At 56.7% G+C, this 22,782-nt stretch carries 16 protein-coding genes and 2 rRNA genes (1 of these 18 cut by a window edge); 5 read left to right on the forward strand and 13 right to left on the reverse strand.

Annotated features, from left to right (window positions below; genetic code table 11):
• Positions 1 to 8 precede the first annotated feature (8 nt).
• The 6 genes from GBEM_RS16850 to GBEM_RS16875 form a co-directional block, all read right to left on the reverse strand.
• The gene (locus tag GBEM_RS16850; protein ID WP_012531804.1) at positions 9 to 617 is read right to left on the reverse strand and encodes a hypothetical protein; all 609 of its coding nucleotides are present in this window, start codon (positions 615 to 617) and stop codon (positions 9 to 11) included.
• Positions 618 to 665: 48 nt separating this feature from the next.
• A complete protein-coding gene (locus GBEM_RS16855) occupies positions 666 to 1,829 on the reverse strand; it encodes a DUF3108 domain-containing protein (protein WP_012531805.1) in 1,164 nt (387 codons plus the stop codon).
• A gap of 120 nt (positions 1,830 to 1,949) precedes the next feature.
• Positions 1,950 to 4,319: a cytochrome c gene (locus GBEM_RS16860; RefSeq protein WP_012531806.1), complete on the reverse strand. Its 2,370-nt coding sequence runs from the start codon at positions 4,317 to 4,319 to the stop codon at positions 1,950 to 1,952.
• Between the two features lie 34 nt (positions 4,320 to 4,353).
• Positions 4,354 to 5,049 (reverse strand): cytochrome c3 family protein, encoded by a 696-nt coding sequence (locus GBEM_RS16865; protein ID WP_012531807.1) that lies wholly within the window; start codon positions 5,047 to 5,049, stop codon positions 4,354 to 4,356.
• Positions 5,050 to 5,064: 15 nt separating this feature from the next.
• Positions 5,065 to 6,279, reverse strand: a complete 1,215-nt coding sequence (locus GBEM_RS16870) for a hypothetical protein (RefSeq protein ID WP_012531808.1) — start codon at positions 6,277 to 6,279, stop codon at positions 5,065 to 5,067.
• A 945-nt stretch (positions 6,280 to 7,224) separates the two neighbouring features.
• Positions 7,225 to 8,406: an MFS transporter gene (locus tag GBEM_RS16875; protein WP_012531809.1), complete on the reverse strand. Its 1,182-nt coding sequence runs from the start codon at positions 8,404 to 8,406 to the stop codon at positions 7,225 to 7,227.
• 343 nt (positions 8,407 to 8,749) lie between these two features.
• Here GBEM_RS16875 and proC point away from each other — a divergent pair, with 343 nt between their 5' ends.
• From proC to GBEM_RS16890, 3 genes are read left to right on the forward strand one after another with little or no spacing between them, the layout of a single operon-like run.
• Positions 8,750 to 9,553: a pyrroline-5-carboxylate reductase gene (proC, locus tag GBEM_RS16880; RefSeq protein WP_012531810.1), complete on the forward strand. Its 804-nt coding sequence runs from the start codon at positions 8,750 to 8,752 to the stop codon at positions 9,551 to 9,553.
• Positions 9,550 to 9,834, forward strand: coding sequence for an acylphosphatase (locus GBEM_RS16885; RefSeq protein WP_012531811.1), 285 nt, complete (start codon positions 9,550 to 9,552; stop codon positions 9,832 to 9,834). Before proC ends, GBEM_RS16885 begins: the two co-directional genes overlap by 4 nt.
• Positions 9,827 to 10,330 carry a thioredoxin fold domain-containing protein gene (locus tag GBEM_RS16890; protein ID WP_012531812.1) on the forward strand — a complete coding sequence of 168 codons (504 nt, stop codon included), beginning with the start codon at positions 9,827 to 9,829 and terminating at the stop codon, positions 10,328 to 10,330. Before GBEM_RS16885 ends, GBEM_RS16890 begins: the two co-directional genes overlap by 8 nt.
• Positions 10,331 to 10,390: 60 nt before the next feature.
• Here the strand turns inward: GBEM_RS16890 and GBEM_RS16895 are convergent, their stop codons facing one another.
• Complete coding sequence (locus GBEM_RS16895) at positions 10,391 to 11,722, reverse strand: radical SAM protein (RefSeq protein WP_012531813.1); 1,332 nt, start codon at positions 11,720 to 11,722, stop codon at positions 10,391 to 10,393.
• Positions 11,723 to 11,885: 163 nt separating this feature from the next.
• On the opposite strand from GBEM_RS16895, the gene GBEM_RS16900 reads away from it, so the two are divergent.
• Both GBEM_RS16900 and GBEM_RS16905 read left to right on the forward strand, forming a co-directional pair.
• Positions 11,886 to 13,559: a B12-binding domain-containing radical SAM protein gene (locus GBEM_RS16900; protein WP_012531814.1), complete on the forward strand. Its 1,674-nt coding sequence runs from the start codon at positions 11,886 to 11,888 to the stop codon at positions 13,557 to 13,559.
• A gap of 109 nt (positions 13,560 to 13,668) precedes the next feature.
• The gene (locus GBEM_RS16905; RefSeq protein ID WP_012531815.1) at positions 13,669 to 13,932 is read left to right on the forward strand and encodes a hypothetical protein; all 264 of its coding nucleotides are present in this window, start codon (positions 13,669 to 13,671) and stop codon (positions 13,930 to 13,932) included.
• A 4-nt stretch (positions 13,933 to 13,936) separates the two neighbouring features.
• On the opposite strand, the gene GBEM_RS16910 is transcribed toward GBEM_RS16905, so the two are convergent.
• The 6 genes from GBEM_RS16910 to GBEM_RS16935 form a co-directional block, all read right to left on the reverse strand.
• Positions 13,937 to 15,391, reverse strand: coding sequence for an aminoacyl-histidine dipeptidase (locus GBEM_RS16910; protein ID WP_012531816.1), 1,455 nt, complete (start codon positions 15,389 to 15,391; stop codon positions 13,937 to 13,939).
• A gap of 104 nt (positions 15,392 to 15,495) precedes the next feature.
• Positions 15,496 to 16,302, reverse strand: coding sequence for a M48 family metallopeptidase (locus GBEM_RS16915; protein ID WP_012531817.1), 807 nt, complete (start codon positions 16,300 to 16,302; stop codon positions 15,496 to 15,498).
• 42 nt (positions 16,303 to 16,344) lie between these two features.
• Complete coding sequence (locus tag GBEM_RS16920; RefSeq protein WP_012531818.1) at positions 16,345 to 17,949, reverse strand: DUF3943 domain-containing protein; 1,605 nt, start codon at positions 17,947 to 17,949, stop codon at positions 16,345 to 16,347.
• A gap of 274 nt (positions 17,950 to 18,223) precedes the next feature.
• A complete protein-coding gene (locus GBEM_RS16925; protein WP_012531819.1) occupies positions 18,224 to 19,915 on the reverse strand; it encodes a methyl-accepting chemotaxis protein in 1,692 nt (563 codons plus the stop codon).
• 211 nt (positions 19,916 to 20,126) lie between these two features.
• A 5S ribosomal RNA gene (gene rrf / locus GBEM_RS16930) occupies positions 20,127 to 20,243 on the reverse strand.
• 135 nt (positions 20,244 to 20,378) lie between these two features.
• Positions 20,379 to 22,782, reverse strand: a 23S ribosomal RNA gene (locus GBEM_RS16935); it runs 554 nt beyond the window's last position.

The raw sequence follows: 22,782 nt of genomic DNA on the forward strand, positions 1-22,782 counted from the left end.
CCTTCAGGCTATTGGAACCTGATGATAAACCTGGTCCCGATCCGCTCCTCCTCGTGCTGACGCATGAAGGGAGAGCCGTCAAGCGGGTTCTGGTCGTAATACAGCATGAGGTCTGCCCGCGGCAACAGGCGGATGCCGACTTCCCCGGTCCAACGTACCGAGGTGCGCCCGGGGCGGATGAAATCGTAGCCGGTGTGCGAGCCGACCTCGGGGCGTACGCCCAGTTCCTCGCCGGCAACAACTCCCTTCTGCTCTACGGTCACCATGGGAAGCTTGGCCCCAGCCGAGAGATAAAAGCTTTCGGCAAGCGACAGCCGCCACCCGGCCTGGGCGTGCAGACGGTGGGTCGACTGTTCGAAGCCGCCATGCAGTTCCTCGCCGGTGCCCCGGTAGTCCACCCCGAGTTCGGGTTCCAGCGACAGGGCCGAAGAGGCCGAATAGCTCAAACCCGCATTGGTCAGAAAACGTGTGGTATCGAAGAAATTGGCGGTCGCCAACGGTTCGGAAAGGGTCGGTGAGTCGAGCGGACTGGAGAGTTTCGGCGTGCCGTGGCCTGCTCCATGTAACGGAGTTGCGAAAAGGATGACTGTCAGAAGGGCAGCTAGAGGGGCTCTCATGCCGACAGTGTAGCAAAAAGGCGTGGGAGGTTCACGGATAATATCTAATTATTCTGTCTCAGCCTTGGCCGAGACACTCTCTCTGGGAGCGCTGTCCGTATCCGTGTCAGCCGCTATGAGTTCGACCGTTACCTTCCCCAGGGAGATTTGAGTTTCCACCTTCACCGGCACCTTATGAGCGTCGTCGGTGAGCCAGATGGTCACCTCTCCCGTCCTCTTGAAAATACCATCGGTCTTCAGCACCGGCTTGATCACGATGGTGTCCGCCTTCCTGAAGCCGGGCAGTGTGATCCGCTCGCGCCGCAGGACCTCGATCGGGAGGTCGGCGTAGGTGTCGCTGTCGTAGACGTGGAGCGTCTCCGTCCTGCCCAGCTCCAGCGGGCGGTTGCGCAGGTAATAAAGCCCGGAGATGATGTCGGTGACGTCGCTATTGGGGACGGTTTCATTCAGGCTGCGGTTGGTGAGTCGGTCGATCCAAAACACCTTCTTGTCGCGAAGCATCAGGGTGAAGGCCCTGTCGCTTCTGAAGTTTCCTTCCTGCTGCCGTATCCGGGTCAGGATGAAGTTGCCCCCGATGTGGCGTGTCTCCACCAGGTCGTCGACCGGATAGATCCCGGAAACAGCCGGAGCCGACTTCACCTTCAGGGAGATGCGCACCTCCCCTTGCTCGTTTTTCGCCTCAAGTTCGGCGCTCCCCACTGGCAGGTTGAACATGCTGATCTGGTAGGTGAGGTGCTCCTTTGCCGTCGCCAGGAACTCGCCTGCCTGCCGTAGCGGCGGGTGGACCAAGGGAATCGTGCCCTTTTTCGGGAGGGGTGAGGCGGAGGCCTTGGGCGCCTCCTTTTCCTTCTTTGTGACGGTTTCAGGAACAAGAGGCGTCGCAGGCTCGGCGGGACGCGCCGGTTCGATGGCATTGTTCCCGATCTGTGGCGGGAGGGGGGGCGTGGTCGGCTCAGCTGCGACCACATTCCTCCGTGCCTTCAACCGTACCGGCATGGGCTTCGCTACCTCCGGCAGTTTTGGTTTCGTAACCGGCACGGCGGGGGGAGTTGCCTGGGCCAAGTCGACCATAACTGCCTGCAGCGGGAGAACCGCGTTCCCGAAGTCATACCTGCCGTACTTCCAGACAGGGAACAGAAAGGCCAGGTGCACCAGCACCGAAAAGGCGATGCAGGACGATCCGATGCGATTTTTGTGGAGAGGGAGCACCATAATTTGCTTCCTTAGCCTCGTGTTGGGCAATGCCGAGCGCGGCGCCGCCATCCAAGTGAAAAGCCCCGCCTCTTACGAGGCGGGGCAGGTCCTGCTTAGGTTGCTGCATGAAAGCCCGGTTTACGGACGTTCAGATGCGTTCCATACGAAGGTGGTGCGGTTGTAGCCGGCAAGGTACTTGAAGCTCTCCGTAGTCCCGGTGTTGGAGTTGGCGCCCTTGGTGTAGATGTCTGCGCCGGCGGCGTCCTTCATGCCGGAGGCAAGCGCGGTGGCTCCGGTGGAGAGGTCCATGGTTTTGTTGTCGAGGAAGTCGATGCTGTCGTAGAGCAGCCTGCGGGCGTAGGTGCGAGCGTGGGCATGCGCCGCCGGATCGCGCTTCAGCACGTTGATGTTGAAGCAGGCCCCCATCAGCTTCTCAGCCTCGGCAGCGGTAAGAGCACCACCGCGGGTCCAGTCTTTCACCGCGGTTCCCGCGGCAAGGTTGTCGTCGTAGAAGTACGGGTAGGCTGCCTGGTTGTAGCTGATGTTGTAGTTGGTCTTCAGCGACTTCAGTGCAAGAGCGATTGCGTTCTCGAACGGAAGAGCACCTTCATCGTCGATGAATGCCTCAAGGTCGGCCGGGGTTTTGACATCGTGACACTTGGAGCAAACGTTGTCGATAGTCTTCTGCCCCAACACAAGCGTGTGATCGCCGGCAGCATAGTGGCAGGTCACGCAGGGGCCGTCGGAGTCGAGGTTGCCGGCGACGAAGAAGGCAGTGTTGTGGCTGTCGCCGTTGATGGCGCTGGTGCCGAGTTTGCGGTGGGTAGAGGTCAGCTTGCCCTTGACGGCGGCGCTGTTGACATCGACAGTGTTGTCGGCGTCAGAAGTAAGGGTCTGGCCGTAGGAAACGATGGCGGTGCCGGTGGTGCCAGGAACCTGGGTGTTGGCAGGTACGAAGTTGGTGTACCCGATCTTCACGTACATGAGGCCTGCGGCTGCCATGTAGTGGGAGTTCACGAAGCTAACGTTGTTGAAGGGGTTGGCTGCGGCGGTGAGGTCTGTGATGGAATTACCGCTGGCCTGGCCGACGTGGCAGACGATGCAGACGTTTGAAGCCTTCACGTCAGGATAGGTAGCAACTGCGCCCTGGAAGTTGTAGTCGGCCTTGATGGCGCCCGGTGCGCGCAGCTCGCCGGTGCCCGCATTCTTGTGGCAGCCCCAGCAGTAGAGGACCTCGTTTTGTACGGACCCCGTGGTTGCAGTCCAACCGCTCAGGTGCGAGAAGTCGTTGTTTGCCGGGTTGTAGGTGGTCGGGGCTGTCATGTAGTTGGCAGTACCGGTGGAAGTATGGCATTTCTGGCAGGCCGCGCGGCCGGTCCTGTCGCCGGCGACGGTGTCGTTGGTCTTATCCCAGTTGTAGTGGGTCCAGGCCTGTGCCTCGGTATCGGTGATGCCGGCGGCCATGACTGCATCGGTCATCCCCTGCGAACGGTCGTAGGTGCCGTCTGCTTTTTTCGGGTATGCGTCGACAGCAGCGTACTTCACGGCGAGCAGTCCGCCCGCATGGCCGGACTTAGCCCAGTCGGTGTAGATAGTGGCTTCAGGCGTGGTGCGGACATAGGTGCCGGTTGCGGTACGCGACAGGATGCTGGTGTTGGTCTTGGACTCGTGGCCATGGCAGTCAAAGCACGGATCGGCGCTGTTGGTGCGGATGTTGTAGCCTTCCACCTTCGCGGTAAGCGGGTCGTCGAAGTGGGTGGAGGCAATAACCCTGTTCCACGCGGTGTTGTGGAAGAACTTGGCGGTGCCGTTGCTGCCGCTGGCAACCAGGGTGCCGTTCGGGTTCAGATAAGTGTGGCACTGGGTGCAGAGCTTGTACTGATCGCTGCCGGTCTGGACCTGTGCGCCTAAGGTGACGCTCGGGTTCCAGTTCGCGTCGAAGCGCAGGTCTTGCGGTTTATGGGTAACGTGGCAGGTGTTGCACATGATAGCCCTGGCGTTGGCTACCGTGCCCGGGGCGTTGACGAGAGCATCCATGACCGTCTTGTCGCCGGTGAAGCCGAACTGCGCGGCAAGAACTGCGCCTTCGTGGGTGTGGCAGCGGTTGCACTTCTCTTCGCCGTTTTCGGTGACGGCGTTGAAGTGAATAGATGCCTTGTAATTGGTCACCAGCTTGTTGCTGTCGTGGCAGGTCTTGCACTGGTCCGGACCCGGTTTCGGGTAGGGCATGGGGCCTACGCCGTTGTGCTGTGCGCCGCCGCCGTGGCAGTCCTGACAGCCGACGTTCTGCAGGGCGTGAACGGATTGCGCGTAGTCGTCATAGATGACACGGCCAGTCAGCTTTTCGCGGGCGCTGCCGTGGCACTGGGCGCAGAGGGTCTCGTCTACTTTGGCAACGTTGCCGGCCGTGAGATTCCCCTCTTTGTGACTGGTACCGCAGCCGGCAAAGACGGCGGTCATCAGTAGTGAAGCGATTACGGCCGAATACTTAAATACCTTTTTACTCATTTTCAATCCTCCTTAGTTGATGGCCAACTAGCAGTTAAAAAGTTCCCGGCACGTGGCACTTGAGGCACACCTTGCTGCCGGCCTTGTCCTTGTAGTTCGAGCTGATCCCCTTCCAGTTGCGCGGGTGCGGATTGGTCTTGCCGCTGGAATGGCACTGGATGCAGACGTCCCCTTCCGGGTGGCAGGTCTGGCAAGACTGCAGGTTGCGCCTTGCCTCGATGGCATGCTCACCAAGCGCCGGTGCGTACTGCTGGTTGTTGGGGCCGAGCATCAGGTGGGACTTGATCCTCAGGCTCCCTTTAGGGAAGCGCGCATGGCAGGAGTTGCAGTACTTCTGGTCGTGGCAGCGGTAGCAGGTCTGCGGGTTGTCCTGCGCCTTGAGCGGGTGGAGATTGACAAAGTCGCTACGGTGGCTCTTGGGCACATAGTCGCGGCCGAAGTTAGACCGGGAAAGGTCGGCATTGATGCCGCCGCCCTGGTGGCAGTCAAGGCAGAAAGACTGGGTGTGGCACTGGCCGCAGTTATTGTTGGCCTTGCTGGCCACTGTGCGGTGATTGCGCGTCCAGTCACCGTCATGGTTAAGTGCAACGCCCTCGCCTTTGTGGCAGTCGTTGCACTCGGAGATCTTCATCTCCGCGTATTCCTTGTGCTGCTGTTTCTCGGCCAACGCCTGTTGGGCATACAAGGCTGACATCAAGCACAGCATGCAGATAAACAACATATTCCTCACAGTAGCACCCCCTTTCTAGAAGTCGTAATCGAACGCAAGCCGGCCCGAGACATTGTTATCGTATCGTGCGTTAACATCGTCCTGGATGCGGCCGGAGACAGCGATGTTTTTGGCAACTTTGTACTTGCCCCCCAACCAGTACCTGCGTGCGGTTTCTTCGCCCGTAAGCGAGTCGCGTTGATAGACGTCGTAGGTGAAACCAGCGCCTATCTGGGAAACCTTATTGAGGTCGTAGTTGGCATCGATGATAAACCCGTTGGTGTTGCCGTAGTACCCGTTGCGGTTGTCGTACTCGACATTCACCTTGAGCGGTTCGATCGGGCGGAACGAGGCGCCTGCCTCGTAGACGTTGGCATGGCCATCGTCGCCGTACCACTGCCGGTTATAGCCCAGCTTCAGCGAAACCATGTTGTTCAGGTTGTAGTCGACCCTGAACACCCCTTCGGTGTAGTCGTTGACGGCAAAGACCGAGTAGATCGAGGTGGTGTCGAAGGTCGCATAGCTCTTGTAGTACTCGCCCGTGAAGACAAGATCCGATCTAGGGAAGTATTTCACCCCGCCCAGCAACTCGTTGAAAGCTTCGGCGGTCGTGTCGTACTTGGCATTGCCGTACACCTTGAGGCTGTTGAGCAGGTACTGCTTGAACGACCCGCCGACGATGTCACGCGTGATATTGCCGCCGTCGTACTTGCGGAACCAGCTCAGCTCAAGATCAGTTGCCTTCTGGCCTACCAGGTATGCGCTCATGCCGATTACGGCATTGCCGGCGTCCCCCGTCTCCCCGTTGAGGCCAAAGATGACGTCGTGCCCCCCCATGACAGTGAAGGCAACCGGCCCAACGTTTTTCAAGTCTGCCTGGATGCCGTCTACGATGGCACTGCCTGCTGCGAGGTTCACGAACTGCCGACCGAACTTGAAATCGATCTTGTCGAACAGGTCGCGGTAGTCGCCGTAGAGGTAGTAGAGCCTGCCGTTCAGCCCTTCACCGTTGGTGAAATCCTGCGATCCCCTGCCGTAGCCATGAATCGAGAACTTTCCAGCCTTGTCGATGTTGGTGACCGATAACCGCAGATATTCGGACAGCTCGATCTGACGTTCGTCACCCAACAACTCATTGTTGAACGATTGGAACTGGGTGGAACTTCTACCATGGATCTCGGCGCCCCAGCCAGCGGTGGCCGGGAGCATGGAGAGACACAGAAGCAATAGTGGAACCTGTTTGATCCCCATTAATTCAACCTCCTTTCTATTCGATATCGCATCTACTACCGTTCGACTTCTTTTCTTTCATAAAAGCGGTTGGACCTCCTCGTAGATATTGTGAACATCTGGATTGTGGGCACGAAACTGCCGGCCTGTTCTATTAATATTTTTCTACACTGTCAAAATGCTATGCTTGAATTATTCTTACGGCAGCTCGTTAGAAGAAGAGTGTCCCACCCCTAACTAAGCTGCGTTTATTTTTGAAAATTCACGGTGAGAGTCGCTTTAACTAGGGAAAGATTAGTGCCAACACATGGTAACGATATGGCACTGAATTGGTTACGACATGGTAAAGGTACAACAGAGATCTGGTAGTGCAAGTGCGTCCCCCATTTTGATACATTTTTTGTACAAATAAATTTTGCCTATTAGAGCAATTTCATTTTTTAAAGCAGAAGGGTTTAAAATTAATACTATTTAATTGGAGTTCGAAATGCTTAACTTCTGTATATGCGGTCATCTAACGGTGGTAACCACCTATCACTACAGCAAGTTCCTGACCAAACTCACAATGTGTTGAATGTAGGCAATATATAGATCTCAATACATAGTAAAAAAACCATATTAGTCTTGATATTTTGACCGATCCGAGCCGTTTTATTGACATATTTAGTTTGGTTCTAAGTCATAGTCTGTTTCTTCGGCAAGCACAGTGACAGCTTTAGGAAAAATTTGACTAAGATCATTTTTTTATCCCAAGTATCTGCTAGACACGGAACGATTTTCAAAGACAGAGGACTCCATCATGACTGGCATAGGGACCATTTTATGTCATTTTCTTCGGGACTTATGACTGTAAAGCTCATACTGGTGTCTTGAGATGCGAAAGCTGAGAGCGGAGCAGGAAGAAAGATGAGGAAGGATGGCTGGAGCGGGGGGAATGAACTGTGGGGCAAACTTTGTCACGATGGGTCAGTGTTGCAGTTTCGGTGCGTGTTCCATAGGGGGGCGCACCAGCACCAGCAGCAACAGCATGGCCAGCGCCGACAGCGCGGCTCCGAAGATGAAGGGGGCGACGGGACCTGCGTGCTGCCAGATGAGGCCGAACAAGAGGCTGGCAGGGAGCGCACCGGCGCCGATGGCGAAGTTGTACCAACCAAAGGCGGCGCCGCGCATCGTGGCATCGGACATGTCAACCAGGTACGCCTTCTCCGCCCCCTCGGTGAGGCCGAAAAACAGGCCGTAGAAGGCGAAGAGCAGCCAGACCTGCATCTCGTTCGCGGCCAGGCCGAAGCCGATGTAGGCCAGCGAGTAAACGCACCACCCCGCCACGATCACCGATTTCCTGCCGATGCGATCCGACAGCGCTCCGAAGGGCATGCTGGACATCATCTTCACCAGGTGAAAAAACGCCCACAAGAGCGGGATCCTATGGGGCGGAACGCCGAGGGTACCGGCCTTCAGCAACAAAAAGGCGTCGGAAGAGTTGCCAAGGGTGAACAGGAAGAGGATCAGCAGGTATCTGCGGAGCGGACCGGCGGGAATCAGGGCGAGCTGCAACCGTTCCTTGTCAAGCGGGACCCTTTCGGTATCCCTCACTTTCCAAACGATCAGGAGCACAGCCAAAAGGCCTGGGATGGCGGCAAGCCAAAAGACGACCCTAAGATCGGTGACGAAGTAACTCAAGAGGAGCGTCGCGACCAGGGGGCCGACCAGGGCACCGGCATGGTCCATGGAGCGGTGGAAACCGTAGGCCTTGCCGCGCAAGGAGGGGTCGACGGAATCGGCAATGAGCGCATCCCTGGGGGAGGTGCGGATTCCCTTGCCCACCCGATCGCCGGTACGGATCAGCAGCACAGTTAAGGCTGAGCCGGCGCTGCCGATCAGCGGGCGCATGAAGGAAGAGACAGTGTACCCGATAAGCACCAGCCGTTTGCGCCTTCTGACACGGTCGGAGACAATACCGGAGAGGAGCTTCAAAAGCGAGGAGGTCGACTCCGCGACCCCTTCGATGGCGCCCAGAAAAGCAGGCCCCGCGCCCAGCACCCCGGTCAGAAACAGGGGTAGCAGCGGGTAAATCATCTCGCTGGAGACATCGGTGAAGAAACTGACCAGCCCTAGTATCAGAACGTTGCCGGTAATGCCTTTGAACATGGTGCCCCCCAGGCTTTGAGTCTAGCCGATGGAATCACACTGACAACTTCAAACGTCAGGACAGATATAATTAGAACAGATCAATTTTATTGACATTTGGTACCGGATTTATTACCTATCTTTTGAGCTAAATCTTCCCTCACCCTAACCCTCTCCCAGAGGGAGAGGGGATTGAGGACCTCTGCGGCAGAGAGATAGTCCTTTATCGTTTCCCAGTGAGGGGATAAAAGAATTCCGCAGCAGGAGATAGTCCGGCAATGGTCTCCCCCGAGAGGAGTTAGAGATCCTCTGCCGCAGGAGACAGTCGCTGATCTGAAATTATTGAGTAACTGGAGGCACTGGCATGGACAAGAGAACAGGTTTCATCGGGGGCGGCAATATGGCCGAGGCGATCATCAAGGGCCTAGTCGCCGGAGGAGTCCCGGCAGGAGAATTGACCGTGTCCGAACCTTCGGAGCCGCGCAGGAAGCTGCTGGCCGAGAGGTACGGGGTCAAGGCCATCAACGACAACAAGGCACTGATCCAGATGAGCGACACCATCGTCCTCGCCGTCAAGCCGCAGGTAGCAGGCCAGGTGCTGGGAGCGATAGGGACCGGGTTCGTCGACAAGCTGTTCATCTCCATCATGGCCGGCGTTAAGAGCGCCGCCATAGAGGGCATTCTCGGTTCCGGCGCCCGGGTGGTCCGGGTGATGCCGAACACCCCCGCCTTGGTCCTAAGCGGTGCATCCGCCCTATCCCGCGGCGACAATGCCACCGAAGACGACCTCACCCTTGCACGCAGGATCTTCGACCTGATCGGTACCACCTGTGTGGTGGACGAGAAGCTGCTCGATGCCGTAACCGGCGTCTCCGGCAGCGGCCCCGCCTACGTCCTCACCTTCATCGAGGCGCTAAGCGACGCAGGGGTGAAGCACGGGCTGACGCGGGAAGTGGCGACCCAGTTGGCGACCCAGACCGTGTACGGTACGGCGAAGCTTCTTCTTGAGACGCACGAGCATCCAGCGGTGCTGAAGAGCAACGTAGCCTCCCCGGGCGGGACCACCATTGCCGCCATGCACTCCCTCGACCAGGACGGTTTCCGCGCCGCCACCATCAACGCCGTCGACGTCTGCGTGGCCAAATCGAAGGAACTGGGGCAAAAGTGAGAACCAGGTCGACCGTCATAGTGCGGGGGAGGGTTCAGGGTGTCTCCTTTCGTTACCACACAACGCGCGCAGCAGCCCGCAACCAGGTTTCAGGGTGGGTTGCCAATCTCTCCGACGGCTCCGTCAAGGCATGTTTCGAGGGCGAGGCGGACGACGTCGAGGCGATGGTTGAGTGGTGCCGCAGGGGGCCCGAGTCGGCCCGGGTCGACGAACTGAGCGAGCAGAAAGGGGAGTACGCCGGGGAGTTCACCGGTTTCGAAATAAGGGGCGACGATGAATAAGGGAATTTTGCAAAGTCTTAAGCAATTGGCCGGAGTGGCAGTACTGGCAGTGGCGACGTTTTTTTCGACCGCGGCTTTAGCTCAAAGCGACCTGGATCTGGACAAGGCAGTGAAGGTGGGGACCGGAAAGACCATGGTGATAGAGTTCACCGATCCCGACTGTCCCTTCTGCAGGAAAGCCGAAGCGTACTTCCAGAAGAGAAACGACGTCACCCGTTACATCTTCTTCATACCCCTGGCAAAGCACCCCGCGTCCAAGGGCAAGGTGCAGTACATACTTTCCGCAAGCGACAAGGTCAAAGCGATGTGTGAAGTAACGTCCGACGATTTCGACACCAAGAAGCTGTCGCAGATCACGGCCAAAGGGAAGAAACTGCAAAAAGAGCACGAAGAGATCGCCCGTGCCAACAAGATGACCTCAACCCCCACCTTTGTCATCTACGGCAGGATCATAGAAGGCTTCGACCTGAAAAAACTGGAGCCGCTGCTGAAATAGCCGCGGCTCCAGTGAACAGATTCAGGCAGGTTTTAGTTGTCAATTATCCATTGTCAATTGTCAATTGCCTTTAATAGGCCACCCCTTCTCATACCCCTCCGGGAAGAAGTTCTCGCGGGTCCTGTTGAAATAGCCGTACTGGATCTTCGGGAACGCCTTTTTCACCTGCTGCAGCATGCGGTACATGCCGATCCCCCGCTCTTCCACTCCCATGCGCTCGTTGTAAAAGGCGGGGTCGATGGAGAGGTTCCTCATCTGCAGCATGTCTACGCCGGTCGCTTCGATGAATTTCAGCAACGCCTCCACCTCTGAAGGACTGTCGGTCACGCCAGGGGAGACCAGGTAGTTGATCATAGTGAAAAGCCCCTTCTGCTTGGCGGCCTTCACCGACTCGACCACGTCTGCGAACCGGTACCCCTTGGGGCGGTAGTAGCCGTTATAAAAATTCTCCTGAACCGAGTTCATGGAAAACCGCATGGAGTCCATCCCGGCGTCGCAGAGCATCCGGACCCGCTCCGGCATGGAACCGTTGGAGTTGAAGTTCACCGTCCCCCGCGACGTCCCCGCCTTGAGCCTCCTGGTCGCCTCGGCAACCGTATCCGCCTGCATGATGGGATCCCCCTCGCACCCCTGCCCGTAAGAAACGATAGGGTCGGGCGCCTCCATAAGGTGCGGCAGCATCAACTGCACGATCTCCTCGGGCGTCGGGACGAAAGGAATCCGCTCGTGGTTCGACGGGCAGCAGTCGGAGGGCTGGAGGCTGATGCAGCCAAGGCAGTTGGAATTGCAGACCGGCGAGGTCGGAATCGGCGCTTCCCATCTCCGGAAGAAGAGGTTTTTGGCTGCAAAGCAGTGGTAGTCCACGGCACAGCGGGAGAGCTGCTCGATGAGCCTGTTCTCGGGGAACTCCGCCAGCATGCGGCGGACCAGGGGATCGAGCTTCCGGTCGTCGTAGTTTTTGGGAAGCCAGTTCTCGTTGTCGTCCACCCGCGTCGCTGCCACCACGAAGCGCTCGGTCTCCTCATCCCAGCCGACCGCGGTGTAGGACCAAAGCGGCAGGTGTACCTTCTTCTGGCTGTAGTCGCAGGCGGGCAAGAGCGTCCGCATGTAACCCGGCGCCATGAAGGCGGATACGGCCTGAACGGGAATACTGCGCCTTCCCTCCTTGACTCGGCTCACGGTGACGAAGCTACCCTGGCGCTCGTCCCAGGCGATAGGGGGGGTCTCCGGGATAGTGAAGAGGCGGCTGTCTTCCGGCAGGGGAATCAGCTCCACCGATTCCGGGAGCACCGCCTCGTTGGCGCTCATCCCGGCCATGGTCAGGTACGGGTGGTCGTAAATGTTCCCCTGGCTGTCTGCGTAGAGGAGTTTAGGAAGTCGTTTTGTTTTCATATCTCTATCCCGATGGAAGTGCGCTGACACCGCCGTTGTCTTTTATCTGGTGCAAGCAGGCACAGTAGCAAAAAACGCCTATCCCGGCAAGAAGAAGGGGGCGCCGCTTTTCTCTTCGTACTTTCCGTGGCAAATATCTCCAGTATCGGCTACAATCCCGCCCATGAAGATCCTGCTTTCCACGCTGCACGCAAAGTACGTCCATGCCTCACTGGCCCTTCCCTATCTCGCCTCAGCCTGCGCCGACTTGCCCGGGTTGGAGTTCCGCATCCTGGAACTGACGGTGAACGAGCAGCAGGACCAACTCCTCGGCAAACTGTTCGCCGAGGCGCCGGACGTCCTGCTCTTCTCCTGCTACATCTGGAATACCGATCTCACCCTGAAGATTGCCTCCGACCTGAAGCAGCTCCTTCCCGGCACCTTCATCGTCCTTGGCGGCCCGGAGGTCTCATACGGATCTTTCGAAATGATGGGGCGAAACGCCGCCATCGACTGCATCGTGCGGGGAGAGGGAGAGGAGACCTGCCGGGAGTTGCTGCAGGCCCTGGCAGGCGGAGTCCCCCTCGACGATATACCTGGCATCACCTACCGGGACCACGACGAGGTCGTCGCCAATCCGGAGCGCGGAGCGATAACAAAGCTGGACAGCATTCCCTCCCCCTTTGCCGCAGGCCTGGTGGACCTCGACAAGCCGCTTGTCTACTACGAGACTTCCCGCGGCTGCCCCTTCTCCTGCGCCTTCTGCATGTCCTCTCTGGAAAACGGCGTCCGCTCCTTTTCCATGGAACGGATCGAAGCCGACCTGCGCCTGCTCATGGATAGGGGAGTAAAGACCGTGAAGCTGGCGGACCGGACCTTCAACTTCGACACACAAAGGGCCAACGCCATCTGGCGCTTGATCCTGACGGAGAACAAGTCGAGCAAGTTCCACTTCGAGATTGCCGCCGAGCTTCTTACCGAGGAGAACCTGGCGCTGCTTGCGGAGGTCCCGGCCGGGATGTTCCGCTTCGAGATCGGCGTCCAGTCAGGCGGCGAAAAGACGCTCGCCAAGGTGCAGCGGAAGTCGAGCCTGGACAAGCTGTATCAAAATGTGAGGGCAGTCATTGAGAGGACCAAGGTGACGGTCCACCTGGATCTTGTCGCGGGTCTTCCCGGGGAATCGCTGGAGGGTTTCCTGGCTTCACTGCAGGGGCTTTTCGAGCTGGGGGGAAATCACATCCAAGTCGAACCGCTCAAGGTTCTAAAGGGGACCGCCATGCGCGGCATCGCCCGCAAGGAAGGTTACGCCTATGCCGAAGCGGCGCCCTACAAGGTGCTGCAGACCCCTTGGCTCAGCTTCCCGGACCTCCGCCGCATAGAGACCATCAGCCGTCTCCTGGACCTCATTTACAACAGCGGCAGGTTTGCCGCCTCGCTGCGGCAGCTCGGCAACGGCAAGGAACTGGCGCAGGTCTTCGCCGATGCCGCCGACTTCTTCGAAAGCGAAGGTCTCATGGCCAATGTCTCGCTGCAACTTTTGTTCGAATCCGTATGGCGTTTTGCCTGCAGCCGGCTTGCGGGAGAAGAGTTGGAGCTGTTCCGTGACGCCCTTTGCTTCGACCACTGCATGACCGGCTATCCCGGTGGCCAGTGTCCCAGTTTCTTCACAGCCAACGTCGAAAAGAGCGAGCAAGGAGCGCCAGCCGGGCTCGCCGCCAAGCCCGCCGAACGAGTCAGGTACTACCGGCGCAGGTTCGCCAGGGATTATCGCAGCATCCCTTGGGGCAAAGCCGCGGTAGAGCTCACCTTCATCTATCGCTCAGCCCCCGGAGAAGGATTGAAGGTCGAGATTCTGTAGTTGCAGCAGCCAGCCCAGCCCAGCCCCCGGTTTCTCCCCTTGCACTCTTGCCCCACAAGGCAATACTGGAAGCTTAATTTTTTCCAACACACTGCTCAAGGGAGTGACCATGGAGTTCTTCACCGTCTCCTGTCTGCGCAAGGGAAGAGTCTCAGTCGACGGACTGTACCAGGGGGAAAACAAAACCGGCGGGACACTGAAGGTTTTCCAGTGCCGCGCCGGTCTGCATGACGTTTCTTTAGAATGTAAGATCGGGCAGAAATGCCGGGAGATGACACAACGTGTGCTTATATCCGGGACCAACGCCATCGTCCCACTGGTAATCGGGTTCGTCTGCGAGGTCCGGGACGGATCGGACCAGAAACGTCATTAAAGTTTCACTGTGCAGTCTTTAAAATCTCCAGCAGGAAGTTCCAGAAATTTGCGACGCTGTCTATGTACACCTTCTCTTCCGGGGAGTGCACCTTTTCCATGTTGGGCCCCAGCGAAATCATGTCCATACCGGGAATGCGCTCCCCGATGATGCCGCATTCGAGTCCGGCGTGAATTGCCTTCACTTCCGCATCGCGGTCATAAAGCGCACGGTAGCACTGCAGCGCCAGCTTCAGGATGGCCGAATCGACGTTGGGCTGCCACCCTGGATACCCCTCGCTCACTTCCACCACCGCACCACCCAGTTGGAATATCGACTCGACGCCCTCGACCACTTCCCCGAGGCGCGAAGCGGAGGAACTGCGCTGGCTGGTGACCAGGGTGACGCCACTCTCGCTGGTGCTGATGACAGAAACGTTGGTGGAGGTCTCGACCAGTCCGGTAATGTCGTGGCTCATGCGCTGGACGCCGCTGGGAAGCGCGGAGATGGCCTTAAGAAGCTTCTCCTGAACCGTCGCATCCATCACCTTGCCACTCCCCGCATCATCCCGGCTCATAGCCAGCACGACGCCGGAGTCGACATTCCCCAATTCCGCCCTGAATACCAGGTCCAGTTCCGGCACCAGCGCCTCGGCCTCAGTCAGCTTCGCTGCCGGCAGATAGAACTGCGCAGTCGCCTCACGGGGGATAGCGTTCCGCATGTTTCCCCCGTCGATACCTGCAACCCTAGCCCCGATTCCGGACAGCCTGCAGAGCGCGCGGTTCAACAGCTTGATGGCGTTTCCCAAACCCTTGTCTATCTCCAGGCCAGAATGCCCGCCCTTGAGCCCCTTGACCGCTACAACGAGCGCAACGGCGTCCGCCGGTGCCGCTTCAGTTGCGTAGTTCCAGCATCCCACCGTATCCTTGCCGCCCGCACACCCGATGTAGAGCGCCCCTTCTTCCTCCGAGTCCAGGTTGAGGAGGGTTCTGCTTTGCACCAGGCTTGGGCTCAGGTTCTTGGCGCCGGTCAGCCCAGTCTCCTCCTCTACCGTGAACAGGAATTCCAGCGGCCCGTGTGAAAGGGACCGGTATTCCATCAACGCGAGGGAAGCGGCGACACCGACTCCGTTATCCGCCCCCAAGGTGGTGCCGTTTGCGGTCACCACCTGATCCCTGCGCACCAATTCGATGGGGTCGTTGAGGAAATCGTGCACCTTGTCCGCATTCTTCTCGCACACCATATCGAGGTGGGACTGCAGGCAGATGCCGGCTACGCGCTCTTTACCCGGTGACGCTGGTTTCCTGACCACGATGTTCCCGCAGGCGTCCTGCGCCCCTTGCAGGCCCAGTTGCTTCGCCCGGTCCAGGATGAAAGCGCCTATTCTTGCCTCATGACCCGACGGTCTCGGAATGCCGGCAATTTCTGCAAAACAGCGCCAAAACGATTCAGGTTCCAACCCACTTATTGCATCAGACATTTGGTCTCCCGTTCACGGTGAAAGTCCGCCTACGCGGCTAAAACAAATCCCCCGCAAGCTTCTACAGGGGATCTTTGGAGCTTAAGTGAGCGAGCAGCGGCAGGCTAGTACTTCTGCGCTTTCGCCTTTGCCTGGCTGAACGCCGCGGCCGAATCAGGCAGGTACGTTTTAGGCGGCAGCTTCGAGATTTCCTCCTCGATCGCCTTTATCCTATCCACCGTCTCCGGGTGGGAGGAGAAGAAGCGCGCTATGCTGCCTGGATTTTTCTCCCCTGCGGCAGCCAGTTTCTGGAAGAAGGTCACCATCCCGTTCGGGTTGTACCCGGCCTTGTACATGGTCTCTACGCCCAGGTAGTCTGCCTGGCTCTCCATCTCACGGCTGTAGTACATGGTGCCGGCTTTACCGAACATGTCTGCGGCCAGTTTGGAGAGCTCGCCCTGATTTCCGCCCAGCAGCAGGGTGGCGATGAGCTGATAACCGTACTGCTGCGTCATCTGCTTCGTGGAATGCCTTGCCACCACGTGGTTTATCTCGTGCGCGATGACTGCGGCCAATTCGGTCTCACTGCCGGCAGCCTTGATGAGGCCGGTATTCACGTAGGTGTGCCCCCCGGGGATGGCAAAGGCGTTGATAGTCTCATCCTGCACCACCTGAAAGGTGTAAGGGAATTCAACCTTCCGCACCCCAGTCAGCAGCTTTTGCCCAACGCCTTCGATGTAGCTCTGCAGTTGCGGGTCGTTTACCACCTTGTGCTGTTTTTCTATCTCGACTGCAAACTTGTCACCCAGCTGTTTCTCTTCTTCCACCGAAACAAGGTTGAATCCGCCCACTGAAGACTTGTTGATGGCGCAGCCTGAAACCAGCGGCACTGTGATAAGGATAGCGATGAGGAATGACTTTAGGAATTTCATCTGGGTTACCTCACTTCTTGGATTGATGTGGAAGACTCTATGTCAGCGCTGAGAGGCATCCCGCCACTCAACCGCGCCAAGATTAATGTCACTAAGGAAGGTGTAGACAAGACTGACTGTACCTTCGGACCGATACTTCTCGGGAATATTAACATAGTTTGTATCACGGATCGACTCCGAATAGTGCAAGCCTATGGCATGGTGACCATATATTCTTACCGTTAATGCCGCGTCCCCACTGAATACGAACTCGGACCCCTTTGATCTGTCAGGCCCAAGCGCGCTCACATAATACCCTCGACTGGTGACATCGAGGATCGTTTTGTCTCCAAACAGTACGCTCAACGCGAGCAGCACCTGCGGAGTGGCGCCAAAGTGATATCCCCTTTCCTCGGCGACGTCCGTCTCAACGCCGGTTGCTCCGAAGCCTACTCCGCCCATCACCGTCCCTTGGACGGCAATACCTGGAGCGGCCCAATATTGCCCTGTCGTGCCCAGAGACAACGCAGTGGTGGAGACGCGGAACAGGTACGGCGAAATATAGTCGTAGCTTCCATAGAGGCCCCAGATTCCGCGGTAGTCATCACCTACGTGGTAATCGGTCCCCTTGAGCAGCCCCCTGATAGTAAGCGACTCGACCAGGTTGTGAGTTCTTGCCCGAGTGGAGATTTGGAAGTCGAAGTAATCAAGCGGACGGTTGTAGGTGTACCCGGGTTTACCCGGCAGACCATAGGACATGGCGAACTCGGCAATGGCGTTGCCGTCCCGGCTCGATGGACGAACCAGGGGGCTGAGGTTGTGTGAGTGCACGTTGGCGCTCGCCCCAACCATGCAGCGCCAGAGCGTCGCCGGCTGGTGATTGGGATAGACCTCCTTGAACCTGTCTCCAAAAGCGATGCGGTTGAAAGCCGTCGAAGGCGATATGACTGCCGCGGCAAGCTTATGTCCCAGCGGCGGGTTGGGACCGGCATCCTCCAGCACCAGCCCGGCCATGCGGAATAGCGCCTCCCCCAGAAGGCTCCCTGCGTTGCCGGTAGTGATCTGGTCGTTGATCGACGGGCGCGATGTTTCCCCGGCCATCTCCCACAGAAAGCTTCCAACGTTGCTGTACACAAGCGATTGCCAGAAGTTAAGGCCGGATGAGCGCGCCAGCCCGTACATTGTGGCTCCCTCGTAAGGGTGGCCGAACTGGTTCACCTTGAAAGAGTCCTGGTCGAAGTTCCAGTTCTGTCGGTGCAGGTGATCCCAGATAGTGGAGAAGTTGGTGGAATAAACTTTTTTGCCATCCTTCTCGCTGTCATTGAGGATCAGACGATCGAATCCATTCAGCAGCACGATGAACCCAGGAACCTCCAGCGCGGGAATAAGATAGCTTTTGCCCTCCCCCGTTTCCCAGGACAGCACCGGCTTCAATTGTCCTTTTGGTTCCGACGCATCCGCTCCTAACAACTGTGCCAGCTGAATTTCAGACTTGAACTGAGGTTCGCGCCAAAGAAACAAGGAGTTCCCCTCCATGCCGCCAATTTTTGTTACAGCATCAGCCACATCGCCAGTAGCTGCGCTTACCGTTACAGGCATATGCGACAACAGGATCAACACTGTCCCAGCAAGCCAGCTTGCTGCGCTATTTCGGCGCCTGGCATTCATAACGCCTCCACTCACGACAATGACTACTGTGCCTTGTTGCAAGATAGCTGATTTTGGCTGGAATCTAAAAAGAGTGGGAATTGAGACTGGCTGGTTAGATTATTAACACTCAATAATCTACAAGAACCGGCTTCTTTGTCAAGGCACACGGGGAAGTAGTCGAGCCGTATTGCAAGACACAGTACGCCCCATTGTCCCTGCCAGAAGCAGACGAAAAAGCCCCGCCAGAGATGTCTGACGGGGCGTCCAAATCGATTGGGAACAGGTGCGAGGATTACAACTTCCTGAAGCTCTCCATTTCACGATGCATGTCGTTTATCAGGTTGTTGATCGTCTCGATTTCTCCAAGCATTTGCTTGGCTTCTTCAGCGGTGCCCTCTATGAGTTGGTCGACCTCTGCTACTTCATTGCGCAGCATCTCGCCTATGGCAATCTGTTCCATGCAAGTCTCTTTCAACCTTTTGACCTTGTCATTGTCGTCCTGCACGCTCATCAGATAGAGCCGGTTGCCGCGTGCCTGCTCGTCGGTAGAGAGGGTAATCTTCTCAGACAAGCCACGCATCCGGTCCAGGCTGCGAACGATGAGCTGGGCGCCGGCCTCCTCCTCTTGAATGGCGCGACTGAACTGCTTCACGCGCGAAAGGTTCTTCTCGGCCTCCTCGGTAATCAACCTGCTTCCGGACGCCTGCTCATCGGTGGCCGCGGCAATCTGCTGCACCATTCTCGAAGCCTCCGCCGCACTTTCTTCTATCCTGTGCAAAGCTGCATCGGCCTTTTCCGATACCTTGACACCTTCGGCTACTTTTTCCTTGCCCAATCGCGCCGCTGATTCCGCCGCCACTGTCTCTTTCTGAATGTTGAGGACCAGTTCTTCGATTTCCTCAGTCGAAGCAGAGGTTCTCTGTGCAAGACCGCGCACTTCCTCGGCTACCACCGCGAACGCCTTGCCACGGTCGCCAGCCTGAGCTGCGATGATAGATGCATTTAAGGACAGAAGGTTCGTCTGTGAGACGACTTCCTTAATCACATCAAGGAACTCGCCCACCCGCAATGAATGAGAGGAGAGCCGTTTGATCGCATTCACGGATCGGTCGCTATGGTCCTCAATCTCACCCATTGCCGCAATGGTAGCAGCCATGGCAGCCATGCCTTCAACGGCCTGGACACGAACCTTGTCCGAGCAGTCAGAAGTGCGACGGGCGCTGTCACGAATACCCACAATGGAGTCGCCAATCCCATTGATTGAGTTAAAGGTCTGCTCTGTCGATGTAGTGAGAGCCTCTATGTTTGCGGAAGTACCTTTGATGCTTGCCGCCATTTCTTCGATCGAACCTGAAGTTTCCATGACCGATGCGGAATACTCCTGGATGCTGAGGGCAATGGCGTCCGTGGCTGCACTCATTTGAGTTGAAATGGAAGCGCGTTCATCGGTCCGGGAGGCGATGTCTCTGATTTCCCGAAGCAGGTCCTTAAAGAAGGCGTTCATGTCATCGATGGCTCTGATCGTCTCTTTCTCTTTGGCGGCTTGCTGGACGTTGTTGTCCACGGTCCTGCTGAAGTCGGAAGTAAGGCGCCCCTGTCTGTCCGATATGTCGGCAGCGAGGCATGACACGTTTTCCACCATTACCAGCACCCTGTTCATCAGTGCCTCGTTACACTCCATCAGTCGCTTTAGCTCGTCTCCCTTGCCGAGATCGACCTTTGCGGACGCATCGTTGGTAATTTTATAAAGTGTTTGCAGCTGATGCTCGACGTATACCCTCAGCGCTTCCTTTATGATCTGGTAGCAAAAACTGCCAACGATGAAACCCGCGGCGATGCAGCCAAAGACGTACAGCGGCGCGAATGCGTTACCGCCAAAGAACAGCCAGGAATAGAAAGGGAAAACGACTCCCATCAGAAGCCCGAAGCAGACCATGAAGATATACGTACTGCGCAGTGAAGAAAGATACTTTCGGAAAAACATAGATTGATTGCCTCAATACATATAAATATGCCTATGAGTACATTAAATATGAAATTGTGTCAATCCAATATGTAGTGCTAGTCGGTCGTTACTGGTATGGTTCGAAAAACGCAGACAGAAGTAACGGGAGGAAGAGGACTGTTAGCGGCTGGGGAGCAGCAGACGCGAAAAAGCCCCGTCAGGAAATTCTGACGGGGCTTTTCTATTAAATTCCCTGCGGCGACCTACTCTCCCACACCGTTACCAGTGCAGTACCATCGGCCCAGAGAGGCTTAACTTCCGTGTTCGGGATGGGAACGGGTGTGACCCTCTCGGCATAGCCACAGAGAAACTCTTAGCTCGAACCTTTACGGCTCTAGCAATATATTTCTCCACAATTGCATCTTCGTGATTTGTAGGTTTTGGTTGCTAGCAGTTTATGATCGGGGGGTGGGAGACCCACCCCCCTCTCTAAGAATTTTTCATGGTCAAGCCTCACGGCCGATTAGTACCGGTAAGCTGAATGCATTACTGCACTTACACACCCGGCCTATCAACGTTGTGGTCTACAACGGGCCTTTAGGGGATTGCTCCCAGGGATACCTAATCTTGAAGGAGGCTTCCCGCTTAGATGCTTTCAGCGGTTATCCTTTCCGTACATAGCTACCCAGCGACTGCTCCTGGCGGAACAACTGGAACACCAGAGGTACGTTCAACCCGGTCCTCTCGTACTAAGGTCAACTCTTCTCAAGTATCCTACGCCCACAGAAGATAGGGACCAAACTGTCTCACGACGTTTTAAACCCAGCTCGCGTACCGCTTTAATTGGCGAACAGCCAAACCCTTGGGACCTACTTCAGCCCCAGGATGCGATGAGCCGACATCGAGGTGCCAAACCTCCCCGTCGATGTGAACTCTTGGGGGAGATCAGCCTGTTATCCCCGGCGTACCTTTTATCCGTTGAGCGACGGCCCTTCCATACAGAACCGCCGGATCACTAAGACCTACTTTCGTACCTGCTCGACTTGTTGGTCTCGCAGTCAAGCTCCCTTATGCCTTTACACTCTACGGCTGGTTTCCAATCAGCCTGAGGGAACCTTCGCGCGCCTCCGTTACTCTTTGGGAGGCGACCGCCCCAGTCAAACTACCCATCAGACAGTGTCCCCGATCCGGATGACGGACCTGGGTTAGACATCCAAACAAACCAGGGTGGTATTTCAAGGATGACTCCACCGAGACTAGCGTCCCAGCTTCAAAGTCTCCCACCTATCCTACACAAGCTTATTCGAATGTCACTGTCAAACTGTAGTAAAGGTGCACGGGGTCTTTCCGTCTTTCTGCGGGTACTCGGCATCTTCACCGAGAATTCAATTTCGCTGAGCCACTGGTTGAGACAGCGCGGAAATCGTTACGCCATTCGTGCAGGTCGGAACTTACCCGACAAGGAATTTCGCCACCTTAGGACCGTTATAGTTACGGCCGCCGTTTACCGGGGCTTCGGTTCAAAGCTTCACCTTGCGGCTAACAAATCCCCTTAACCTTCCGGCACCGGGCAGGCGTCAGACCCTATACGTCGTCTTGCGACTTTGCAGAGTCCTATGTTTTTAGTAAACAGTCGCTACCGCCATTTCTCTGCGACCCTCCCAAGCTAAGAGAGCAAGTCTCTTCACCCAAAAGGGCATACCTTCTCCCGAAGTTACGGTATCATTTTGCCGAGTTCCTTAACCAGTGTTCTCTCAAGCACCTTAGGACATTTATCCTCACCCACCTGAGTCGGTTTACGGTACGGTCACCTGCTGTCTGAAGCTTAGAGGCTTTTCTTGGAAGCATGGGATCAACGACTTTATGGGGATACCCCCTCGTCATCAGCTCTCAGCGTTGAATGGAGAAAGGGATTTGCCTCCTTCTCCCGCCTACGACCTTAAACCAGGACTACCAGCGCCTGGATCGTCTACCCTACTCCGTCCCCCCATCGCAACAACAGGTGGTACGGGAATATTAACCCGTTTCCCATCAACTACGCCTTTCGGCCTCGCCTTAGGGACCGACTAACCCTACGCAGATTACCTTTACGTAGGAAACCTTGGGTTTTCGGTGACAAGGTTTCTCACCTTGTTTTTCGCTACTCATGTCAGCATAATCTCTTGTGATACCTCCAGCCGTCCTCACGGTCGACCTTCGCAGGCTTACACAATGCTCCCCTACCACTGGATCCTTAAGGATCCAATCCGCAGCTTCGGTACTACGCTTAGCCCCGTTACATTTTCCGCGCAGACCCACTCGACCAGTGAGCTATTACGCTTTCTTTAAAGGGTGGCTGCTTCTAAGCCAACCTCCTGGTTGTCTGGGCATTTCCACATCGTTTTCCACTTAGCGTAGATTTTGGGACCTTAGCTGGCGGTCTGGGCTCTTTCCCTTTCGACCGCGGATCTTATCACCCGCAGTCTGACTCCCGCAATAACAGTTAACGGTATTCGGAGTTTGGTTAGGTTTGGTAATCCGGTAAGACCCCTAGCCCATCCAGTGCTCTACCCCCGTTACTTACTTTGCGAGGCTATACCTAAATATATTTCGGGGAGAACCAGCTATCTCCGAGTTTGATTAGCCTTTCACTCCTATCCACACCTCATCCCCTGGCTTTTCAACGCCAGTGGGTTCGGGCCTCCACGAAGTGTTACCTTCCTTTCACCCTGGACATGGATAGATCACCCGGTTTCGGGTCTACCCCCAGCAACTAATTCGCCCTATTAAGACTCGCTTTCGCTGCGGCTCCGTTCTATGAACTTAACCTCGCTGCTGAGGGTAACTCGCTGACTCATTATGCAAAAGGCACGCGGTCACACTGGATTGCTCCATAGTGCTCCCACTGCTTGTAGGCATACGGTTTC

The sequence above is a fragment of the Citrifermentans bemidjiense Bem genome, from assembly GCF_000020725.1.
In the GTDB taxonomy this organism is placed as follows: domain Bacteria; phylum Desulfobacterota; class Desulfuromonadia; order Geobacterales; family Geobacteraceae; genus Geomonas; species Geomonas bemidjiensis.